Here is a 22,100-nt window from a genome sequence, read left to right as displayed (position 1 = left end):
ATTGCGGTTGATCGTTCCGTTTTGCGGGACTGTCACGCCTTGTTGTGATCGCTTAACGTGCGGATCTGATCTGGCCCCTGAGCAGCCGTCTCCTCGTCGGCACCGCGAAGTCACGGCCCGTTCGCTCTGCTGTCATGCCGGGACCGGGTCCCGGCTTCGTCTGGTTGGGGATGGTCCGTGCGAAGCACGCGCACACGGGGGAAAGCGACGCCTTGGGCGTTGGCCATAGCCATGGCGGCCTCACTTCTGGCCGCCGTACCGACGCCGGAGGCCACAGCCGCGGCGTCCTCGGCCGGCACGAAGCCGAAGCCGCCTGTGAACGTTCCGGCCGGGGAGGCCGGTGCCGTACCGAAGGACGAGGCGGCAGAGCCGACGCGGACCAAGCCCGTCCGCCCGAAGTGGCCCAAGGCCGCCCAGGCGCGGATCTCTCTGTCCGGCCTGGCGGCGGGCAAGTCGGCCCCGGTGGCGCCGTCCGCCGGTGGTGAGGCCACCGTCCGGGTGGGCCCGGCCCCGGTGTCAGCCATGGCCCGGTCCCAGTCGGCGCTGCGCACCCCCGCCCCGCAGGACGTCGATGTCAAGGTCCTCGACCACGCCCAACTGGCGAAGGCCGCGGGGATCGGTGTCGGTGTGCAGGTCACCCGGCGCGACGGCACCGGAGTCTCAGGCCCGGTGCGCCTGTCGATCGACTACTCCGACTTCAAGTACGCCTACGGCGGCAACTTCGCCTCCCGGCTGCGCCTGGTCGCCCTGCCGGCCTGCGCGCTGACCACGCCGAAGGCCAAGGGCTGCTCGCCGGACGACGCCAAGTCCGTGCCGATCACGAACGACACGGACAGTGACACGATCACGGCAACGGTGCAGGCGGACGGTGACCCGGACGCCGGTGTCTCGCTGATCGAGTCGAACAGCTCGGCGCTGTCGAAGTTCCAGTCGACGCAGTCCTTCAGCACCGCTGCCGCTGACTCGGGGACGGTGTACGCGGTGGCGTCGGGTTCGTCGTCGGACGCGGGTGACTACCGGGCCTCGTCGCTGAAGCCGTCCGGTTCGTGGAACGTCTCCACCGGCTCGGGTGCCTTCACCTACGACCTCCCGATCCAGGCTCCCAAGCCGCCCACGGGCAACGCGCCCTCCCTCTCGTTGTCGTACAACTCGCAGTCCGTCGACGCCATGACGTCGTCCCAGAACACCCAGGCCAACTGGGCCGGGCTGGGCTGGGAGCTGGGTGGCATCGGCTTCATCGAGCGCCGCTATCGCGGCTGTCAGGACGACGGCACAGGCACCGGCTGGGTCGGCGACCTGTGCTGGGACTCGCCGAACTCCACCGCCGAGCCCGACGGCGCGATGTATGTCATCAGCTTCAACGGCATGACCTCCGCCCTCGTCCAGGACGGCACCGGCACCGGCTCCTACCACGTCCAGGCGGACCCGGGCTGGCGCGTCCAGCACCTGACGGGCGGTCATGGCTCGGACGACGAGTACTGGGTGATCTCCGCCCAGGACGGCATGCGCTACTACTTCGGCTGGGGCCGCTCCGAGCGCACCAGCGGCGCCACCAACTCGGTGCTGACGGTGCCCGTCTTCGGCAACGACCCCGGCGAGCCCGGCTACAACGGCGGCATCGGCGTCACGACGCAGGCCTATCGCTGGCAGCTGGACCGCGTCGTCGACCCCCGCGAGGTGGAGAGCGCCTACTTCTACGAGAAGGAGCAGAACCACTACCGCTCGGTGCTGCTGACCGACCAGGCCCGTCCCTACGACGCCGCCGCCTACCCGGTCAAGATCGAGTATGGCTGGGCCTCCCAGATCCCCGGCGCTCAGCTGCCGGCGAAGGTGGACCTGCGGTACGTGGGCCGTTGTGTGGAGCGCATGTCGGACACGGATCCGCTGGCCAGTGAGCCGGCGGCCTGTCCGGCCATCTCCTCCGACCCGGACTCCTACCCGGACGTTCCCACGGACCTGATCTGCGACGGCACGAACGCCGACAACGGCTGCCGCACCATCACCGGTGAGACCTACTCGCCCACCTTCTTCGCCAAGCAGATGCTGTGGGACATCAAGACCTTCGTCCGGGACAACGACAGCTCGGCGTGGGATCCGGCGATGCAGTACCAGATGAAGTACGGGCTGCCCAACCCCGACGGAGTGGTCGACGCCAACCTCTGGCTCGACTACGTCCAGCGCAGGGGCTACGGCGACGGCGACGACATCACCCTGCCCACCATCAACATCAACGGTGACTGGCGGGACAACCAGCTCGGCGGCGGCGTCCTCAACTTCCGCCGCGTCACTCAGATCCACGGCGACCTCGGCTCGTTCGTCAACGTCACCTACCGCAACTACGACGACCAGGACGCCTGCGACATCAACAACCCGCCGACGGAGTCCAACAACACCCAGGCCTGCTTCAAGCAGCGCTGGGTGCCGGAGGGCTCCACCGAGGAGCAGACGGGCTGGTTCAAGAAGTACGTCGTGTCGAAGGTCAGCGTCGACCCGGGCCCCGGCGCGGGCTCCGGCAACGACGGCGACCCCGTGATGACCACGACGTACGACTACGTAGGAAAGCCGGCCTGGGCGTTCCCCAACGACCCGCTGACCAAGGACGAGAACGAGTCCTGGACCGAATGGCGCGGCTACCAGCAGGTCGAGGTCCACACCGGCACCAAGTCGAACGCGGCCTCCACCTACTACTGGCTGTACCGCGGCATGGACGGCGACCGCACCTCCAAGACCGACCCCACCGCCAAGCGGAGCGTCACCGTCGATGACGGTGACAGCGGCAACCCGGCCGTCACCGACTCCGCCTGGCTGCGGGGCAGGACGCTGGAGACCAGTAACCGCGACGGCTCCGGCCAGTCCCACAAGCGCGTCTGGCACGAGTACTGGGTCCACACCACCGCTACTTACGAGGGCCTGCCCGACGCCCGCTTCGTCCGCGAGTCCAAGACGACCACGCACGAGCTGACCTCCAGCGGCTGGCGTGAGCACATCGTCAAGGACGAGTACGACACCGCCGAGCCGGCCAGCACCAAGTACGGCCTGCCCCTGCGCACCAACGACTGGGGCCTGTCCGACACCGACGACAACCGCTGCACCACCTACGGCCGCGCCTACAACACCGACTACTTCCCCGACTCCCAGGTCCAGCGCTGGATGGTCCTGCCCGACGAGACCCGCCACTACGCGGCCGACTGCGCGGCCCGCTCGTCGGCCAACCAGGACGCCTACACGGTCACTCTGTACGACGGCGCCACCTCCGTCACGGCCAACAAGCCGGCCGACGGCAACGCCACCGAGGTGCGCGCGTACACCGACGCGACCCACTACCGCAGCGCGACCGCGGCGTACGACCAGGCCGGCCGCCAGACCAGTGCCACCGACGGCAAGCAGAAGACCACCACGACCACGTACTCCCCGGCGACGTCCTGGCCGATCAACGGCGTGAAGGTCACCACCCCCGACCCCGACGGCACCACGTCCGGGGCCGGACCGCAGTCCTCCACCACGTGGTACTCCCGCCTGTGGGGAACCCCGTACCGGATCCTGGACGCCAACGGCCAGACCACCCGCATCGTGCACGACGCGGTCGGCCGCGTCTCGAAGGTGTTCAAGCCGTCGCGCATCGCCGCCTACCCGGACGGACTGCCGTCCCTCCAGTACGACTACGAGATCGTCGCCACGGCCAACAGCGCGGGCGTGCCGAGCCTGGTCTCCACCGTGCCACCGAAGATCACCACGACGACCCTGCTGGACGGCAGCGGGAAGAAGACCTCCACCTACGAGTACTTCGACGGCCTCGGCCGCACACGTGAGACCCAGGCCCCGGCACCGACCGGCACCGGCCGCACCGTGGTCTCCACCCGCTACGACACCTCCGGCAACGTCACCGGCACCAGCGCCCCGTTCTACAACTCCGGCACGGCCGGCGGCACCGGCGACATGGTCCTGCCGACCGTCGCCGCGCTGCCCTCCTACACCGACCTGCTCATCGACTTCGCCGGCCGCCCCACCGAGTCCCGCATCCTGGTGAACGGCACAGCCCAGAGCCAGGGCCGCACGGTCACCAACTACCACGGCGACTACACGACCACGGTGCCGGCGGTCGGGGAGCGGACGAACACGTACTTCGACGTGTTCGGCCAGATCACCCGGATCGTCGAGTTCGGCCCGTCCACGTACTCGACGTACTACGAGCACAACCGCAGCGGCAAGCTCGCGAAGATCACGGACGCGAAGGGCAACGTCAGCACCTACGCCTACAACTGGCTCGGTGAGCGCACCGGCGGCAAGGACCCCGACAGCGACCCGAACGGTGTCGGCCTCACCACCTACGACGCCAACGGCAACATCGAGACGTCCAAGGATGGCAACGGCACCGTCCTGACGTACACGTACGACGCCCTGAACCGGCCACTGACCGTGGCGAACGGGTCGACGGTGCTGACCCGCAACAGCTACGACACGGCGACAGGCGGCATCGGTCTGCCCGCCACCTCGACGTCGTACTCCGGCGGCTACGCGTACACCACCGCTGTCACCGCCTACGACGTCGACGGCAACGTCACCGGGACGCGGGCGACGATCCCCACGGACGGCAGCGGCCTCCAGGGCACCTACACGACGGCCTACGCCTACAACATCGCCGGCCAGCAGACCGGCGTGACGTACCCGGCCGTCGGCGACCTGCCGCAGGAGACCGTCACCACGACGTACGACACCCTCGGCAACCTGGAACGGGTCACCAGCGACCTCGGCAACGCGGTGTACATCGACGCCACCGGCTTCGACAAAGTGGGCCGTCTGGCCGACCGCACGTACGGCACCACGGCCACGACCGGCACCACCGCCCGTCGGTCGTACACCTACGACGACACCAACGGCACCGGCTGGCTGTCGAACATCACCACGACCACCAGCACCAAGGGCACCGTCCAGAACGACACCTACGTCCGCGACAACGCCGGCCAGACCACCGACCTGACCGACCGGCTCACCGGCCAGCACCAGTGCTACACCTACGACGAGCTGAACCGCCTCACCCGGTCCTGGACCTCGGCGGCGACGACCGGCTGCGCCGGCCCCTTCGCCCCCGACCTGGCCACCGGCCAGGACCCCTACCAGCTCGACTACACCTACGACGGCATCGGCAACCTGCAGAAGGTCACCAGCACCACGGCCACCGGCAGCAGCGTCCGCGACTACGTCTACCCCGGCTACTCCGCCGACCAGTCGGCGTACACCGCAGGCGCCCCCCGCCCGCACGCCGTCTCCTCGGTGAAGACCCCCACCGGCACGGACAGCTACACCTACGACGACGCCGGCCAGCTGCGGACCCGCACCGTCGGCGCGGCGACCACCAACCTGGTCTGGAACCCCCTCCACCAGGTCACCGCGACCAACGGCGCCACCACCACCGGCTATGTCTACGACGCCGCCGGCACGGTCCTGCTGCGCAGCTCACCGAACGAGAACGTGCTGTACCTCCCGGGCCAGGAGATCCACAAGGCCCCGGGCGTCACTCCGAAGGCGACCCGCTCCTACAGCGCCGGCACCGCGGTCGTCGCGTCGCGCACGGCGGTGGACGCGACCACCAGCAAGCTCAGCTGGGTCACGTCCGACGACCAGGCGTCGACCCAGTTGACCATCGACACCGCCACGGGCACCCCGTCCCGCCGCCGCTACCTGCCCTTCGGCGCCCAGCGTGGCAGCACGGCACTGCCCGCCGGCACCGACCGGGGCTTCCTCGGCCAGCCGGAGGACGACACGGCGGGCCTGTCCATCCTGGGCGCCCGCATGTACGACGCGAACCTCGGCCGCTTCCTCAGCCCGGACCCGCTGATCACGCCGTACGCGCCGCAGAACCTCAACGCGTACTCGTACTCGGTCAACAACCCGATCGTCTACGGCGACCCGGACGGCCTCAGGCCGATCACCCTGTGCGAGTACGGCTGCTCCGACGGGAATGGCAACACCTATCGGGACTGGATGACCCCGAACGGTGACGGCACGTGGTCGCAGCACTACGAGTACTCCCACTACTTCTACAACTCGAACGGCTCCCTCAACAACGTCAGCAGGTGGGGCAGCGACCTGCCGCCGCTCGGCAAGGTGACCAGGTTCGAGCCTCCCGACAGGTCGGCGGAGACGGTCTTCAAGTTCCTGGCCAAGACCTTCCTGCCCGACCCGAAGAACTGGAAGGACTGCTTTACCGGTTCTGGGGCCGAGAGCTGCGTCATGGCGGGGACGGACCTCCCCCTCGGCAAGGCCCTGAAGCTTGTTCCCGACTCGGTGATCAAGAAGGGCACGGAGGCCATCAAGGGGTGGCTCAAGAAGCTGGGCAAGAGCTGCAACTGCTTCCTCGCCGGCACCGACGTCCTCATGGCCGACGGCAAGACCAAGGACATTGAGGACATCAAGGTCGGTGACAAGGTCCTGGCCACCGACCCGCGCACGGGCGAAACGTCCGCGCGAAAGGTCACCAAGCTCATCGTCACGGACAGTGACAAGGAGTTCAACGAGCTCTCCATCGCCACCCCCGACGGCACCGAACACCTCACCGCCACCCGCGAACACCCCTTCTGGTCCCCGTCCGCACACGACTGGATCCAGGCCGGCAACCTCAAGCCGGGCATGACCTTGCGCACGTCCGACGGCTCAGAGGTAAGGGTCACGGCGAACCGCGCGTACACCGACCACGTCCGTACGTACAACCTCACGGTCGAGAGCCTGCACACGTACTATGTGCTCGCCGGTACAGTGCCCGTACTGGTGCACAACGCAGGATTGTGCACCGAGAAAATCGACAGCGTCTTCTACAACCCCAGCGACAGATCCTCTCAGGATCAGTTCGAATACCACTGGGACAAGCATGCAAAGGCGCGCGGTTTCACGCGTGAGCAGTACCTCCAGGATGCGCAGGGCTGGGCGGCGAGCATTGCCCAGCCAGGAGGAAAGAGAGGGCTCAACGCCAGCTTGGAGACGCTGGCGGACGGGTCGCGCGGGATAAAATACGTGGACCCCCAGACGGGTAAGGGCGGGATCGTCGGCCCCGACGGCAAGGCCGTGACCTTCTGGTATGGCGCCGACTGATGAGAGGGACGAGTCGTTGTCGGATTTCATGGAGGACTACGCTCTCTGGCGGCGCTTGCCGTTCCCCGATCTACGCCGCAGCCAGAATCTGTTGCGCGCGGGCGAGAACCTGGCACTCATTCATGGCGACCTAGCTCTCGCTGACGAACATGTGACCCAGGTGATCCTTTTTGTCGACGAGGGGATATTCAAGCCCGCCCGGGGGGACGTCATGGGTTTGCTCGAAGGGATCGTCTCTCGCCTGGAACGATTCGGCGAAGGCGCGACCACGGAAGAGCGAGAAGTCATCGACAGTCATTATCGGTACGCGGTTCTACTGCATCGAATCTATGGTGAATTTCTGCGAATAGGAGCCCCGTAGCCCGTCACCTGACAAGCAGGGCATACGGAAGTCGGCAGTACCGTGAGTCACTGCTCCAGAAGCCCCGCTGAGCGACTCTCAGCGGGGCTTCTGGACATCTTCCAGTCAGAGACGCAGGCCCCGCCTGCCCCCTCACTCCTCGCCGAACAACTCCTCCGCCCGCTCGACGGTGTCGACGCGTTCGAGCCAGTCGTCGAGGCGGTCGAGGTCGGTGCAAGTGGTGACGCTTTGGCGAGAGGATTCCCTCGGCCTTGCCGTCCGGCTGCGCCTCCGCCTCACCCCGGCCTCGTCACCGCGGCACATCCGCCCCCGAAGCCACGGCGTCCGGCACATCCCCCTGCCGCTGATCAGGAAGCTCCGGCGGAAGGTGCCCCGCCATCCGTGCCCGGTGGTCCCTCGCGGCCGAGCACAACGCCCCGACCGCCGCCTCGAAGCGCTCTTGTGACGTCGGCTCCGCCGGACCCAGGAGGCGCAGCTTCAACTCCGCTCGTGCCTCGACCAGATCGTCCTTCTCCGGATCGCGCACCGACTCCAGCAGCGCCGGCACCCCCGCCGCGTCCGGTGCCAGCACCGTCGCCGCGGCCACCGTGGGGAACGCCGCGCGGAACGCCGCCTCGGACAATCCGCTCGTATTCGCCACGGCATACGGCTTCCCACTCGCCAGGAAGTCGCTGATCACGCTTGACACGTCACTGATCAGCAGGTCGGCGACGTTGAAGCAGGAGTACAGCGCCGGCCGGACGTCCGTGACGATCTGGTGCTCCCCCTCCGGGAGCGACGCCCAGTAGGCCTCCTCCCAGGCAGCCGTCGTCCGCGCCACCGCCTCAGCGCGGCCGGGTTCGGGAGCCGACTGCGCCAGCATCCGCTCGACATGGTCGGCGCTCGACCGGAACGTGGACGTGGTGAGCCGGTCCAACTCGACGGTGAGACGGGAGAGTTCCGCCGAGGGAGCGGGGCGCGGCCCGCACCGTCCCCGGTTCGCCACCCGGATCAGCTCCCGGATACGCGAGTCGGCCGCGCCCGCCCGGGGATCCACCGAACCGGTCAGCGGGTGCGGCTTGTACAGCAGTCGCACATGCGGCTCGGAGAGCAGGGCCCGCACCAGGTTCTCGCCGGCCGCAATCACCGACGTATTGCCAGGGTTGCCGTCCCAGCCCTCCCAGGTGGGCGCGTACAGCACGGTGATGTACGCGCCGGTGGGCGGCCCGGCGTACGGCCGCACCTCGTCGAGCTGAGGTCGGCCGATCTCCACCACGTCGTCGTCCTCGACGCCCACGTCCGCCAGCGCGTACCGCTCGCGCGCCGCCGGACCGGCCACCCACACCTCGTCGTAGGCCTTCGCGTACGGGTTGCAGGACGACAGCTTGTCGCTCTCCCCGTGGTTGACGAACGTGTGCTTGAGCGTGGGGATGCGCAGGACCTGCGAGGTCTTGCCGGAGTTCGAGGGGTGGATGAGGACCTGGAGGGTGGACTCCTCCAGGCGCATCAGCGTGGAGACCTTCGGCAGGCAGAGGATCGGGACGTCGGTCGGCGCGATCCTCTGCACCATGAACCGTTCGCGCAGCACGATCAGCGGCCGGCCGTCCAGCTTCGCCAGCGGCTCCAGCCACATGTTCGCCTGGTACGCCGAGGACGCGCCGCCGGAGAAGTACAGCCCGGCCGTCGGCCGGTACTCCGCCAGCCAGGCGTCCAGCCACTCCAGCGCCTCCCGCTCGCTCGCCGGGCGACGGCTCGGCAGCAGCCGTACGAGAAGGTCGTACAGGCCGAGGAGGGCGAGCCCCAGGGACAGCGCGATGCCGAGGGCCCCGCAGCGCGGATCGTCAGTGGCCGCCGTGGCCAGCAGGCCCGCCGTGGCCGGCAGGCCGAAGGCCAGCAGCCGGTGGGCGGGGCGACGCAGCAGGACCGACGGGGCGGCGGACAGGCGCAGGGCGGAGGCGTCGATGTTGCGGGTGACCACCGGCAGCGTGCGGGTGCGGCGGACCAGCACCGAGACCGCCTGGATCGCGCAGTGCAGGGCGTAGAAGGCGAGAAGCCCGGCGACGAGCGGCGTGTACAGCGTCTCCCGCTGCTGCTCACCGAGCCGCAGCAGCGCCACGACCAGCAGCAGGTCCCGCAGCACATGCCGCACGGTGATGTCCGCGTGAGACTTGGCGAACACCGACAGTACGCCGCGGTGCCAGCGGTACAGCACGCCCTCGACGGCCAGGGACACGACCGTCGAGGCGAGCAGCAGCGGGACGTGCGGGCGCAGCGCCGCCACGACCTGGGCGCAGAAGGCGGCGGCCAGGAGAGCCGTGACGAATGCTCTGGCCGGGATGCGGGACAGGGGTACGGGCAACGCGGTCACTCCAAGGTCGGCGCGGGACGTCGTGCGCCCGGGTTAACGCGCGGCGGCATGCAGACGACACGCATGTGTCCCGGGGGTCCAGGGATGAGCGCGGATGGTCGCCGCCGGCCTGTCCGGGGGCTGGAATCCCCGCGCGCCGAACGATCCACTTCGCGTAGATTGCCGAGCAGGCAACCGGATGGACGCGAGGGGAAAGAGCACAGGTGGCAGGGGCAAGGCAGGGTGTGCGCGAGGCCCGCAGGATCGTCGTCAAGGTGGGCTCCTCGTCGCTGACCACCGCGTCCGGCGGACTGGACGCCGACCGCGTGGACGCGCTCGTCGACGTCCTCGCCAAGAGCCGCAGCGGAGGGGAGAAGGAGGTCGTCCTCGTCTCCTCCGGCGCCATCGCGGCCGGACTCGCCCCGCTGGGCCTGCGCCGCCGCCCCAAGGACCTGGCCCGCCAGCAGGCCGCCGCCAGCGTCGGCCAGGGCCTGCTCGTCGCCCGCTACACCGCGTCCTTCGCCCGGCACGGCGTCCGCGTCGGCCAGGTGCTGCTGACCAGCGACGACATGAGCCGCCGTGCCCACCACCGCAACGCCTCGCGCACCCTCGACAAGCTGCTCGCGATGGGCGCCTTCCCGATCGTCAACGAGAACGACACCGTCGCCACCGACGAGATCCGCTTCGGCGACAACGACCGCCTCGCCGCCCTCGTCGCCCACCTCGTCCGCGCCGACCTGCTGGTCCTGCTGTCCGACGTGGACGGCGTGTACGACGGCGACCCCAGCAAGCCGGGAACCTCGCGGATAGCTCAGGTGCGCGGCCCGGAGGACCTCGCCCACGTCGACATCGGCAGCGCGGGCAAGGCCGGAGTCGGCACCGGCGGCATGGTCACCAAGGTCGAGGCGGCCCGGATCGCGGCCGCCGCCGGCATCCCCGTGGTCCTGACCAGCGCGATCCACGCGGCCGAGGCGCTGCACGGCGGCGACACCGGCACCTACTTCCACGCCACCGGCAAGCGCTCCGCCGACCGCCTGCTCTGGCTCCAGCACGCGTCGACCCCGCAGGGCTCGCTGACGCTGGACGACGGCGCGGTCCGGGCGGTCGTCGAACGCCGCAAGTCGCTGCTGCCGGCCGGCATCGCCGCCGTCGAGGGCGACTTCAGCGCGGGTGACCCCGTCGAACTGCGGGACACCGCCGGGCGCGCCGTCGCACGCGGGCTCGTCAACTTCGACGCCAAGGAGATTCCGCAACTGCTCGGCCGTTCGACGCGGGAGCTGGCGCGGGAGCTGGGCGCGGAGTACGAGCGCGAGGTCGTACACCGGGACGACCTGGTGATCCTGGAGCCGTAGCCACCTCGGTGAGCCGGCACCCGCCCGACGTCCTTCAGCCGAAAACGGGGGAACACTCCGCTTCAAACGTCGCCCTGAGGTGGACGTTCCGCGCTGCATCGCCCCGGGGGCCAACCCCCGGACCCCCGGCCGAAAACGGGGGGAACGCCCCGCTTCAAACGTCGCCCTGAGGTGGACGTTCCGCAAAACCGCCCCGCGAGCCCGTGCGGCCTGCTCAACTTTGTCCCAGGGACATTCCGCACGACCACCGAGTCGGTCACTGCGTAAAGGAGGCCGTCGTGAGACGAGTGCGCCCTGGGACGGCGTCCCGCAGTGCCGGTGGGGCCTCGTCCCGCGCGGCCGGTGAGGAGCGTGCCTTGACGAGCGTCGCGGCCGGGGACCGGTACGAGGAGCCCAAGGACCTGCCCCGCCTGTGGCACGTCACCCTCAGCGTCTCCGGCCGGGAGGCCCCGCTGAAGGAGGTGCGGCGCGCCCTCGAACAGCTCGCCCATGACCACCCCTTTCTGCTGACCAGCCGGTACGCGAACGACCACGCCGAGATCCGCTACTGGGAAGAGGCCCGCGACCTGCACGACGCGGCCGCCGTCGCCCTGCGGCTGTGGGGCGAGCACCGGCAGAGCGCGGGGCTGCCGCCCTGGGAGATCGTCGGCCTGGAGGTCATCGACCGCGAGACCTACCACCAGCGGATCGCGGAGGGGTACGGGCTACCACCGGCGAGCCCGGTGGGAGTACATCCCTATTGACCGGCCTTGGGTGACCTGTGGTGCTGTCTCGGGGTTTGGAACGAGCGCTGAACCGGCCTCGCAGTCGCACTACCCTTCTTTCATGACCACGCTCTCGCCGTACGACTCCATGTCCCCGGTCAACCGGGCCGCCTACCGCGCCAAGTCCGCCGCCGCCGACCTCGCCCCGCTGCCGCGGGCCGAGAAGGACGACGCGCTGCTCGCCATCGCGGACGCGCTGGAGGTCCGTACGAGCGAAATCGTCGAGGCCAACGCCCGGGACATCGCCAAGGCCCGGGAGGCCGGCACCAGCGAGGCGATCATCGACCGGCTGACGCTGACCCCGGAGCGCGTGCGGGCCATCGCCTCCGACGTGCGGGACGTCGTCGCGCTGCCCGACCCGGTCGGCGAGGTCGTCCGCGGTTCCACCCTCCCCAACGGCATCGACCTGCGCCAGGTCCGCGTCCCGCTGGGCGTCGTCGGGATCATCTACGAGGCCCGCCCGAACGTCACCGTGGACGCCGCCGCCCTCTGCCTGAAGTCCGGCAACGCCGTGCTGCTGCGCGGCTCGGCCTCGGCGTACGAGTCGAACTCGGCACTCGTCCGGGTGATCCGCGACGCCGTGGGCGGGGCCGGGCTGCCCGCCGACGCCGTGCAGCTGGTGCCGGGGGAGAGCCGGGAGAGCGTGCGCGAGCTGATGCGGGCCCGTGGCCTGGTCGACGTGCTGATCCCGCGCGGCGGCGCCTCGCTCATCCAGACCGTCGTCACCGAGTCCATCGTCCCGGTGATCGAGACCGGCACCGGCAACTGCCATGTCTACGTCGACGCCCACGCCGACCTCGACATGGCGATCGAGATCCTGATCAACTCCAAGGCCCAGCGCGTCAGCGTCTGCAACGCAGCCGAGACCCTCCTGGTCCACCAGGACATCGCCCCCGAGTTCCTGCCGCGCGCCCTGGACGCCCTCGCCGAGGCCGGGGTGACCGTGCACGCCGACGAAAGGGTGCTGGCGTACGCCAAGGACTCCAAGGCGACCGTCGTCGAGGCCACGGCGGAGGACTGGGAGACCGAGTACCTGTCGTACGACATCGCCGCCGCGGTCGTGGACTCCCTGGACAAGGCCGTCGAGCACATCCGGCTGTGGACCTCCGGTCACACCGAGGCCATCGTCACCACCTCGCAGCAGGCCGCCCGCCGCTTCACCCAGCTGGTCGACTCCACGACGGTCGCCGTGAACGCCTCCACCCGTTTCACCGACGGCGGCCAGTTCGGCTTCGGCGCGGAGATCGGCATCTCCACGCAGAAGCTGCACGCCCGAGGGCCGATGGGGCTGCCCGAGCTGACCAGCACCAAGTACATCGTCACCGGGGACGGGCACGTACGGCGCTGAGCAATCCCCCGCGCCCGGGGGCGCGTCCCTGCTGACAGGGGGCGCGTCAGCGCGCCGTTCGGCGCGCAACGCACGCGAGGCGTCTCGCCAGCCGGACGAATTTCCATACCGTCTGCCCAAAATGACCCCCCAGGACTACTCTGGATCCGTGCCGGAGGACGTGGGGGGCACGCCGTTCCCTGACGGCTGGGAGCCCGACGACGACCACGACCGCGGGGTGTCGGACGAAGAGTTCGCCTCCGTGGTCTTCGACGAGGCCTTCGTGCAGGCGGCCGTGGTGCACGAGCCGACCGCCGTGGAGCGCCTCCTTGCCGCCGCCCAGGCCAGAGCGGAGGCCTCCGAAGCGGAGGCCCGCCGGGCGCACGGCCGGGGCGAGCGGTACGACGAGGGGTACGGCCCCGACGGCCGCACCGCTTTCGGCCATGACCCCGAGCTGGACGACCTGGACGACCCGGACATCCTCGAAGATCGTTACGGCGCCCCCGGGACGTACGGCAAACAGGTCCGCTGGCACCGTCCCGTCGCCTGGATGCTCGCCCTCGTCATGGGCATCGGCATGGTCGCGCTGGCCTTCACGGCGGTCTACCGGGGCGCTTCCTCGAACAGCCGGGACCAGGTTCCGCCGCCGACCTCCACGGGCCTCGAACAGGGCAGGGAAGCGTCGCCCTCGGCGTCCGCCGACTACTCCCAGCCGGCCGCCTCGGCGACACCGCGCACGCCCTGACCGGAACCCGATCTAGGGCCTGAGCACTACGGAGGGCAGCCTTCCCGTCCTGGTGAGAACCTGTCAGAACTTGTCGTGTACCAGGGCGTTTACCTGACCTTCCGGCGACCTACCCTGAAGATATGGGAGGGCCAGGAGACCCACCTGAGGGGACACCCGAGGGCGGCCCCGGAGGTGGCGAGGACGAGTACCGATCCGTCGTTTTCGACGAGTCGTTCGTGCGTGCTGCCCACCTCCAGGAGTTCTCCGCGCAGGAGCGCCTGGCCGACCACGCGCCCGCCGTACGCCGCCGGGCACCCATGCGCAGGGGCCTGTCCCGGCAGGCGCTGGTCCTGGTCCTGCTGATCGCCGTGGCCTTCGGTACGGCGATCTACATGGGTGTACGGCACCCCTACCAGACCCCCGCGAACTCAGGGCCGCCCGCCGAGCCGCTGCGCATGACCGTCATCCCGCTCGCCCCGCAGGGCAAGGTACCCGGGGCCACCGACCCGGAGTACCTGTACGCGCGCAGTCCCGCCGCCCAGTTCCGCATCGGCGCGGAGGGCATCCCGCTGCCGGCCGCGCGACGCACCGCGCACTTCTCGGACAGTCAGGTGACGAACGCGCTGAGTATCGCGAAGGACTACATCGTGCGCTCCGCGCTGTATCCGGAGGTGCTGACCGGCGACCAGATCCGCCCGGTCCGGGTGCTGCTGGACCCCGACCAACTGGACCAGTTCGACCAGAGCTTCGGGCATCCGGCCGCGGACGGGCGGCATGCGCCGACCGGCTGGCTGGTTCGCTTCGACGCCTCCCAGGCCGAGCTGGCCGACCGCAGGATCCGGGTGCAGGGCACACTCCAGGCGGCGGAGACGGACTCCGCGACGCTGGAGGTCACCGCAGATCACACGTTCGTGTACGCGTTGCGGGCGGCGGAAGCGGGGGAGAAGGCGGCGGAGGCCTCGCTGTTCACCGTGCGGCGGGAGCTGCACTTCCGTTTCGACCGTGAGGACCTGCGGCTGCGCCAGACCCAGCTGGTCGTCTCCTACGTCCAGGCGGGACCGCTGTCCTGCGCCGAGGACTCTACGAACCGGCTGCATCCGCTGCTGGCTGGGCAGACGGCCAAGGAGGGAGGACCGGCGGGGACGGATCCGTATGCCACGGGTGGGGCGACGGCGCTGTGCGGGTCGTTGGCGGTGGGGTCGCAGCCGAAGGTGTGAGCCGGCGGTTTCCTCGCCCCCGCCGCCCCTACCCGTCCCATCCTTCTGGGGCTCCGCCCCAGACCCCGCTCCTCAAACGCCGGAGGGGCTGGGTTGTTCAGCCCGTCCGGCGTTTGAGGACGAGGCCCCTTCAGGGCCGAAGCGGGGGTCTGGGGGCGCAGCCCCCAGGGACGGGACGGGTAGGGGCGGCGGGGGCGAGGAACCCGCCGCGCAAGCCACAGGTGGCCGTCAGGCGTTGTCCCCCGTGTCGTCCCGCTCGCCGTCGTCCCGGCGCGGCTCCTCCCTGGGGCCCGTACCCGTGAAGCCACCGAAACCCCGCCGTACCCGGCCGCCCAGGTCTCCCGCACCGCCTGCGATATCCGTGACCAGCTTCATCAGGGGGTCCTTGGAGGACTTCACATGGGTGGCGTAGTGGGAGGCCGACTCGCGGAAGGAGTCCGTGACCGAGGTGTCCTTGTCCTCCGAGCGGCGCGGGTAGTGGCCGTCCATGATCCGCTGGTGGTCGCGGGACTCGGCCCACTTCTTCAGCTCGGCCGCGCGGACCGTGGTGAAGGGGTGGGAGCGGGGCAGGACGTTCAGGATCTTCAGGACGGAGTCGCGCAGGTCGCCGCCCGCCTCGTACTCCTCGGCCTGCTTCAGGAACGCGTCCACGTTCATCTCGTGCAGATGGTGGCCGCCGGCGAGCTTCATCAGGCCGCGCATCGAGGCGGTGAGGTCCTGGCCGACGAGCAGGCCCGCCCGGTCGGCGGACAGCTCCGACTTGCGGAACCACTCCCGCAGCGCCGTCACGATCGCCATGATCGCGATGTTCCCCAGCGGGATCCAGGCGACCCGGACGGCGAGGCTGGTGAGGAAGAGGAGGATCGTGCGGTAGACCGAGTGGCCGGAGAGGGCGTGGCCCACCTCGTGGCCCACCACCGCCCGCATCTCCTCCTCGTCGAGCAGCTCCAGCAGCCCCGTGGTGACCACGATGATCGGCTCGTCCAGGCCGATGCACATCGCGTTCGGCACCGGGTCCTGGTTGACGTACATCGGCGGGACCTTCTCCAGGTCCAGGATGTAACAGGCGTCCCGCAGCATGTCGTTGAGGTGCGCGAACTGCTGGTCCGAGACCCGGACCGAGTCGGACAGGAACAGCAGCCGGAGACTGCGCTCGGGCAGCAGGCCGCTCAGGGCCTTGAAGACGGTGTCGAAGCCGCTGAGCTTGCGCAGGGCCACCAGCGCCGAGCGGTCCGCCGGGTGTTCGTACGCACGCGAGGAGATCCCCGGGAAACGCCTGCGCTGCCTGCTCGGCACGTTCTCGTGCCCGTGCTGCTCGTGGCCGTCGGACATGTCTTCCCCCATGTGCGTCTGGATGGCTCTCTACGGCTCTCTGCGGCCCTTTGCAGAGCCTTGTTCCGCCCTTTGCGCCCCCGAAGCAGAGCCCAGCCTAAGCGGAGTTACCTTGGACGGGCACTACAGCGAAGGAGTTCCGCGTCATGGAGCACAACCCCCCGGCCGCCTGGCTCACCGAGGCCGCGAGCGCGGCCGAGCAGCAGGGGGCGGGAAATCTGCTCCGGGTGGTGCTGATCGTGATGGTCGTGGGCTGTGTGCTGACCGCGTGGTTCCTGTTGCGGGGCTACAGGCGGAAGGACGACTGAGCCCCCCGGAAGGTTCCCCGCGGGCCGTCGCAGGCGCTCCAACGGTGGAGTCGGCGTGATCGCCGTCAGGGCGCCCGCTTACGATGGGCCGACGTCTTTATCCCGCCCACACCCGATAGGTCACGCCGAAGATGAGCTTCCACAGCGCCGCTGCCCAGTTGGTCACCCTCGCCGCCGAGGGCGAGGAGCACGGCGGCAACCACAACAGCATCAGCCCGTGGCTCACCGGGGGTGGCGCCTTCGTCATCCTGCTGCTCCTGCTGTGGATCACCACCCGCTTCAACCGCGACCGCTGAGTCACGGACAGGCCTGGGCCCTCAGGCGGGGCCGGTAGGGTCTGCACGCATGGGAGAGCAGGACATGCCTACCGGCCCCGGAAACGGCCCGTCGAACCCCGGCAAGCGCCGCCTCGGCGTCATGGGCGGAACGTTTGACCCGATCCACCACGGCCACCTCGTCGCGGCCAGCGAGGTCGCCGCGCAGTTCCACCTCGACGAGGTCGTGTTCGTGCCCACCGGCCAGCCGTGGCAGAAGAGCCACCGGCACGTCTCCCCGGCCGAGGACCGCTATCTGATGACGGTCATCGCCACGGCCGAGAACCCGCAGTTCTCCGTCAGCCGCATCGACATCGACCGCGGCGGCCCGACGTACACCGTCGACACCCTGCGTGATCTACGCGCGCTCAACCCCGACACCGACCTCTTCTTCATCACCGGCGCCGACGCCCTGGGCCAGATCCTGACCTGGCGGGACTCGGAGGAGCTGTTCTCCCTCGCGCACTTCATCGGGGTCACCCGGCCCGGCCACGACCTCACCGACGCCGGGCTCCCGGAGGGCGGCGTGTCGTTGGTCGAGGTTCCCGCTCTGGCCATCTCGTCCACCGATTGCCGCGCGAGAGTCGCAAAGGGCGACCCCATCTGGTATCTGGTGCCGGACGGAGTCGTGCGCTACATCGACAAGCGCGAGCTGTACCGCGGCGAGTGAGGCGAGTGAGCCGAGAGGGGCGACCGGTGAACGACCGATACGACGCGGGGGCCGCGGGATACGAGGCCGACCAGTACGAACTCGTCGGCTACGACGAGTACGGGCAGCCGGTCTACCGGCAGATCCCGGCCCAGCAGCAGCCACCCCAGCACCAGTACGACCCGTACGCACAGCAGGGCTACGGATACGACCCGTACGCGACCGGCCGGCAGCAGCCGGTCCCGCCGTACGACCCCTACGGGACCGGCGACACCGGCCGTCAGCCGCCCACGCCGTCCTACGACCCGTACGGCACCGGCACGCACCCCCAGCAGGCCGGCGCGCACTCGCCGCCGTACGACCCGTACGGCCGAACCGCCACCAGCGGACAGCAGCACCGGGTCGCCGAGCAGACGGCCTACATCCCGCAGCAGGCCGGCCCGGTCGAGGAATCGCAGCCGCAGCCGCAGGAACGGGGCGACCGGGACGACCGGGAGTACCACACCGAGCAGTTCGCGTTCGTCGAGGAACCCGACGGTGACTCCGAGGACGTCATCGACTGGCTGAAGTTCACCGAGAACCGCACCGAGCGCCGCGAGGAGGCCCGGCGACGGGCACGCGCGCGTGTGATCGCGCTCGTGGTCGTCCTGGCGGTCGCCGCGGCAGGCGGCGTCGGCTACCTCTGGTACGCCGGGAAGCTGCCCGGTCTGTCGTCGAGCGACAGCAAGGAGGGCACGGCGACGGCCGTGGGCGCCCAGAAGCGTGACGTGATCGTCGTCCATCTGCACAACACCAAGAAGGGCGGCACCTCCACGGCGCTGCTCGTCGACAACACCACCACCAACCAGGGCACCACCGTCCTGCTGCCGAACTCCCTCGCCCTGACCGGCGACGACGGGACGACCACGCTGGCCAAGTCGGTCGACGACGACGGGTCCTCCGGGACGCGCGACGCCATCGACACGGTCCTCGGCACCGAGATCCAGGGCACCTGGCGCCTGGACACCCCGTATCTGCAGAACCTCGTCGACCTGGTCGGCAACATCGAGGTCGACACCAACGCCGACGTGCCGGACCCGGACGCCGAGGCCAAGGGCAGCGCGCCCCTCGTGCGCAAGGGCAAGGCCCAGACCCTCAGCGGCAAGATGGCCGTCGCCTACGCCACCTACCAGGGCTCGGGCGAGACGCAGAACGCGCAGCTGGAGCGGTTCGGGCAGGTCATGCAGGCCACGCTGCGCAAGCTGACCTCGGACACCCAGGGCGCCACAGTCACCGTGCAGACGCTGGGCATGATCATCGAGCCGCCCTTGACCGACAAGGACCTCGGCGCCTTCCTCGCCAAGCTCGCCGAGCTCGCCAAGGGCGGCGACTACAGGACGGCCATGCTGCCCGTCCAGACCGACGGCACACTGAGCGCCCAGGCCAGCTCCTCCGTCGTCAAGGACGTCCTCGGCGGCACCGCCAAGAGCCCCGACAAGGACGCCGCGGTCCGCGTGTCCATCCGTAATGCCACCGGCGTCAAGGACAACACCGAGAAGGCCCGCGTGGTGCTGCTGAACGGCGGCTTCACCTTCCTGGAGGGCGGCACCGCGTCCGCCGAGGGCACGTCCGAGGTCGTCTACGCAGACGCCGCCGACAAGGCCGACGCCACCGAGGTCGCCAAGACCCTCGGACTGTCCGCCGACGCGGTCACGAAGGGCGAAGTGTCCGGGAACGCGGATGTCTCGGTGGTGCTCGGCCAGGACTACAAGCCGTCGTCCTCGTAACCGAAGCCGCACAAAACCGCAGGCCACCCCACGTGATCCGGTAATCACGTGGGGTGTTGTCACCGGTCCGTGAGACCCTTGAGGTCGAGTAAAGCCAAGTGTCCGCCGACCGAAAGCCTTGTAGTGACCGCTACCGACCGTTCCCTCGAGCTCGTCAACACCGCCGCCCAGGCCGCCGCCGACAAGCTCGCGCACGACATCATCGCCTACGACGTCAGCGACGTCCTGTCGATCACGGACGCCTTCCTGCTGGCCTCCGCGCCCAACGACCGCCAGGTCAAGTCGATCGTCGACGAGATCGAGGAGCGGCTCCAGAAGGAGCTCGGCGCCAAGCCGGTGCGCCGCGAGGGCGACCGCGAGGCCCGCTGGGTGCTGCTCGACTACGTCGACATCGTCGTCCACGTCCAGCACAGCGAGGAGCGCGTCTTCTACGCCCTGGAGCGGCTGTGGAAGGACTGCCCCGAGCTCGACCTGCCCGAGGACGCCAAGGCCACCCGCGGCAAGGCCGCGGAGCACGCCAAGCACCAGGCAGCCGAGGAGGCGGCCGAGCTGGGCGGTGAGTGGCGATGAGCACCACCGACGAGGTCCCCACGGTCAGGCCCGGCCGCCGCGTCATCCTGTGGCGGCACGGCCAGACCTCGTGGAACGTGGAGCGCCGCTTCCAGGGCACCACGGACGTCGCGCTCACCGAGGCCGGCCTCGCCCAGGCCCGCCGCGCCGCCCGCCTCCTCGCCGGCCTCAAGCCGGACGCGATCATCGCCTCCGACCTCCAGCGCGCCGCCGGCACGGCCGCCGAGCTGGCCGCGCTCACCGCCCTGGAGGTGACGTACGACGAGGCCCTGCGCGAGACCTACGCGGGCGCCTGGCAGGGGCTGACGCACGAGGAGATCATCGAGCGGTACGGCGAGGAGTACGCGGCCTGGAAGCGCGGCGAGCCGGTGCGCCGCGGTGGCGGTGAACTGGAGACCGAGGTCGCCGACCGCGCCGCCCCCGTGGTGCTCCGGCATGCCGAGAAGCTCCCCGACGCCGGCACGCTCGTCGTGGTCAGCCACGGCGGCACGATCCGTACGACCATCGGCCGCCTCATCGGACTGGAGCCCCGGTCCTGGGAGAGTCTCGGTGGCCTGTCCAACTGCTGCTGGTCCGTCCTCGGCGAGGGCGCCCGCGGCTGGCGTCTGCTGGAGCACAATGCCGGCACCCTGCCGGAGCCGGTCCTCGGCGACGACGACTGACGCCGGCCCGGATTTCACTTTCTGGCAGGTCGCAGGCTAAAGTTCTTCTTGTTCGCCCCGCCGAGCGGGGCGAAACACCATGCGGCTCCGCCGCGTGGGACCAGGGGGCTATAGCTCAGTTGGTAGAGCGCCTGCATGGCATGCAGGAGGTCAGGAGTTCAATTCTCCTTAGCTCCACAGCGAGACAACAAGATCCCGCCGATCGCTTCGATCGGCGGGATCTTCTGGTATCCACGGCGGGCGCCCGGATCAACGGCCGGGTCGGTGTGTCCGGTTCGCGCACGGCTCCGGCCTTCGCCGAACTGTTCGGATCCGGCTTGAGTCACTCGGGCCCCGCCAGGCGTATACCTCTCATGAGGCGCTTTGGGGTGCGGGTCCGCACGGTCCGTACGGCGGCGAAGGCTGCCGTGTCCGGACTGGTACTGAGGCGTCGCTGACCGTATTGGTCCGGCCGTGGCAGAATCAAACGGCCGGAAGGGAGCGCGGCCCGACGGGAGGGAGTAGTGATGCCTGCGAGCATCCTCGAGGAGGTCGGTGGCCTCCTCGAAGCAGCTTTGACACGGGATACGATCACGCGCCTCAGCTGCCCTTCCTGCGGCTCCGTCCATGTCGCCCAGCTGCTTGGCGACAACGGCGGAATTTCCTACGTGTGCACGGCCTGCGGCCACAGCTGGAGCTGATCGATGGGTGCACACAGGCGAAAGTGCGACTGGTGCGGCAGCGGAACGCCGATCGTCCGAGACATGGAACCGGTGAACCCCGATTACCAGTACTGGTGCGAGGAATGCGCGCGGGCGCTGATCATAAAAGGCGACCCGATCGAGACCTACCGTGAACTCGAGGGCGAACCGATCTACGGCCGTCTCCTCGAAGAGCACTGCACGCTCAAGCGTTTCTATTCCTTCGTCACGGCTTGAGCCCCCCGCCGGGGTTCCGGAAGCAACTCGATGCCGTTCTGGTGCAGTTCGTGCCGTCCAGAGTCGTGGGGGCATCCACGGTGCATACGACGAGCCACCAGTGCCAGGCGCCCAGGGCGGCCGGTGCGCGGCGGTGGACTCCGGTCGCCGCGATCACGGTCACGGAATCCGACATTTGCGTGCGTATCGACACCGGGTGGAAACGATTTGGTGCTGCACCGGATCGCCCGGTAATGTTGGCGTCGCCGCCGGGGAAACCGGGCGGACCAAGCAAGGGGCTATAGCTCAGTTGGTAGAGCGCCTGCATGGCATGCAGGAGGTCAGGAGTTCAATTCTCCTTAGCTCCACAGTGAGATCCCGCCGGATCAGTTCGATCCGGCGGGATCTTTTTCGTGCCCGAACACCGCTGGCTCCAGGGGCGG

General features: G+C 69.5%; 16 protein-coding genes and 2 tRNA genes. 16 read left to right on the top strand and 2 right to left on the bottom strand.

From position 1 onward, the window contains the following. The first annotated feature begins 231 nt into the window (after positions 1 to 231). On the top strand, positions 232 to 7,086 hold the full coding sequence (locus ACZ4UU_RS13390; RefSeq protein ID WP_468039450.1) for a polymorphic toxin-type HINT domain-containing protein: 6,855 nt from the start codon (positions 232 to 234) through the stop codon (positions 7,084 to 7,086). Further along, entirely contained in the window at positions 7,073 to 7,447 is a 375-nt protein-coding gene (locus ACZ4UU_RS13385; protein ID WP_468039448.1) for a hypothetical protein, read from the top strand. The genes ACZ4UU_RS13390 and ACZ4UU_RS13385 overlap by 14 nt, the downstream gene beginning before the upstream one ends. A 289-nt stretch (positions 7,448 to 7,736) precedes the next feature. Here ACZ4UU_RS13385 and ACZ4UU_RS13380 read toward each other — a convergent pair whose 3' ends face one another. Continuing rightward, positions 7,737 to 9,785, bottom strand: a complete 2,049-nt coding sequence (locus tag ACZ4UU_RS13380) for a hypothetical protein (RefSeq protein WP_468039446.1) — start codon at positions 9,783 to 9,785, stop codon at positions 7,737 to 7,739. A 212-nt stretch (positions 9,786 to 9,997) separates the two neighbouring features. Between ACZ4UU_RS13380 and proB the strand changes: the two genes are divergently transcribed. The 5 genes from proB to ACZ4UU_RS13355 all read left to right on the top strand — a co-directional run bounded on the left by proB (position 9,998) and on the right by ACZ4UU_RS13355 (position 15,160). Beyond that, positions 9,998 to 11,125 (top strand): glutamate 5-kinase, encoded by a 1,128-nt coding sequence (gene proB, locus ACZ4UU_RS13375; RefSeq protein ID WP_468039444.1) that lies wholly within the window; start codon positions 9,998 to 10,000, stop codon positions 11,123 to 11,125. Positions 11,126 to 11,412: 287 nt separating this feature from the next. Further along, a complete protein-coding gene (locus tag ACZ4UU_RS13370) occupies positions 11,413 to 11,868 on the top strand; it encodes a hypothetical protein (RefSeq protein ID WP_468040185.1) in 456 nt (151 codons plus the stop codon). An 82-nt stretch (positions 11,869 to 11,950) separates the two neighbouring features. Next, positions 11,951 to 13,237, top strand: coding sequence for a glutamate-5-semialdehyde dehydrogenase (locus tag ACZ4UU_RS13365; RefSeq protein WP_468039442.1), 1,287 nt, complete (start codon positions 11,951 to 11,953; stop codon positions 13,235 to 13,237). A 148-nt stretch (positions 13,238 to 13,385) separates the two neighbouring features. Further along, the gene (locus ACZ4UU_RS13360) at positions 13,386 to 13,961 is read left to right on the top strand and encodes an SCO2584 family spore wall biosynthesis protein (protein ID WP_468039440.1); all 576 of its coding nucleotides are present in this window, start codon (positions 13,386 to 13,388) and stop codon (positions 13,959 to 13,961) included. Between the two features lie 122 nt (positions 13,962 to 14,083). After that, positions 14,084 to 15,160 (top strand): SCO2583 family membrane protein, encoded by a 1,077-nt coding sequence (locus ACZ4UU_RS13355; protein WP_468039439.1) that lies wholly within the window; start codon positions 14,084 to 14,086, stop codon positions 15,158 to 15,160. Positions 15,161 to 15,388: 228 nt separating this feature from the next. Here the strand turns inward: ACZ4UU_RS13355 and ACZ4UU_RS13350 are convergent, their stop codons facing one another. Further along, positions 15,389 to 16,492 (bottom strand): M48 family metallopeptidase, encoded by a 1,104-nt coding sequence (locus tag ACZ4UU_RS13350; RefSeq protein ID WP_468039437.1) that lies wholly within the window; start codon positions 16,490 to 16,492, stop codon positions 15,389 to 15,391. 146 nt (positions 16,493 to 16,638) lie between these two features. On the opposite strand from ACZ4UU_RS13350, the gene ACZ4UU_RS13345 reads away from it, so the two are divergent. The 9 genes from ACZ4UU_RS13345 to ACZ4UU_RS13305 all read left to right on the top strand — a co-directional run bounded on the left by ACZ4UU_RS13345 (position 16,639) and on the right by ACZ4UU_RS13305 (position 22,025). Further along, positions 16,639 to 16,800: a hypothetical protein gene (locus ACZ4UU_RS13345; RefSeq protein ID WP_217206364.1), complete on the top strand. Its 162-nt coding sequence runs from the start codon at positions 16,639 to 16,641 to the stop codon at positions 16,798 to 16,800. 131 nt (positions 16,801 to 16,931) lie between these two features. Beyond that, on the top strand, positions 16,932 to 17,096 hold the full coding sequence (locus ACZ4UU_RS13340) for a hypothetical protein (RefSeq protein WP_107119861.1): 165 nt from the start codon (positions 16,932 to 16,934) through the stop codon (positions 17,094 to 17,096). A 49-nt stretch (positions 17,097 to 17,145) separates the two neighbouring features. Next, a complete protein-coding gene (nadD, locus tag ACZ4UU_RS13335) occupies positions 17,146 to 17,784 on the top strand; it encodes a nicotinate-nucleotide adenylyltransferase (RefSeq protein ID WP_217206366.1) in 639 nt (212 codons plus the stop codon). A gap of 26 nt (positions 17,785 to 17,810) precedes the next feature. Next, positions 17,811 to 19,529 (top strand): LytR C-terminal domain-containing protein, encoded by a 1,719-nt coding sequence (locus tag ACZ4UU_RS13330; RefSeq protein WP_468039434.1) that lies wholly within the window; start codon positions 17,811 to 17,813, stop codon positions 19,527 to 19,529. 123 nt (positions 19,530 to 19,652) lie between these two features. After that, positions 19,653 to 20,099, top strand: a complete 447-nt coding sequence (gene rsfS / locus ACZ4UU_RS13325) for a ribosome silencing factor (protein ID WP_468039433.1) — start codon at positions 19,653 to 19,655, stop codon at positions 20,097 to 20,099. Then, entirely contained in the window at positions 20,096 to 20,761 is a 666-nt protein-coding gene (locus ACZ4UU_RS13320) for a histidine phosphatase family protein (RefSeq protein ID WP_468039431.1), read from the top strand. Before rsfS ends, ACZ4UU_RS13320 begins: the two co-directional genes overlap by 4 nt. Positions 20,762 to 20,865: 104 nt before the next feature. Then, positions 20,866 to 20,938: transfer RNA gene (locus tag ACZ4UU_RS13315), tRNA-Ala, on the top strand. A gap of 506 nt (positions 20,939 to 21,444) precedes the next feature. Then, positions 21,445 to 21,678, top strand: coding sequence for a hypothetical protein (locus tag ACZ4UU_RS13310; protein WP_003976229.1), 234 nt, complete (start codon positions 21,445 to 21,447; stop codon positions 21,676 to 21,678). Positions 21,679 to 21,952: 274 nt separating this feature from the next. After that, a tRNA-Ala gene (locus ACZ4UU_RS13305) sits at positions 21,953 to 22,025 on the top strand. The last annotated feature ends 75 nt before the right edge of the window (positions 22,026 to 22,100 follow it).

This window comes from Streptomyces sp. NPDC028907 (genome assembly GCF_055564995.1).
The sequence above is the reverse complement of the archived record's forward strand: the minus strand, read 5'-3'. Positions and strand labels throughout refer to the sequence as shown.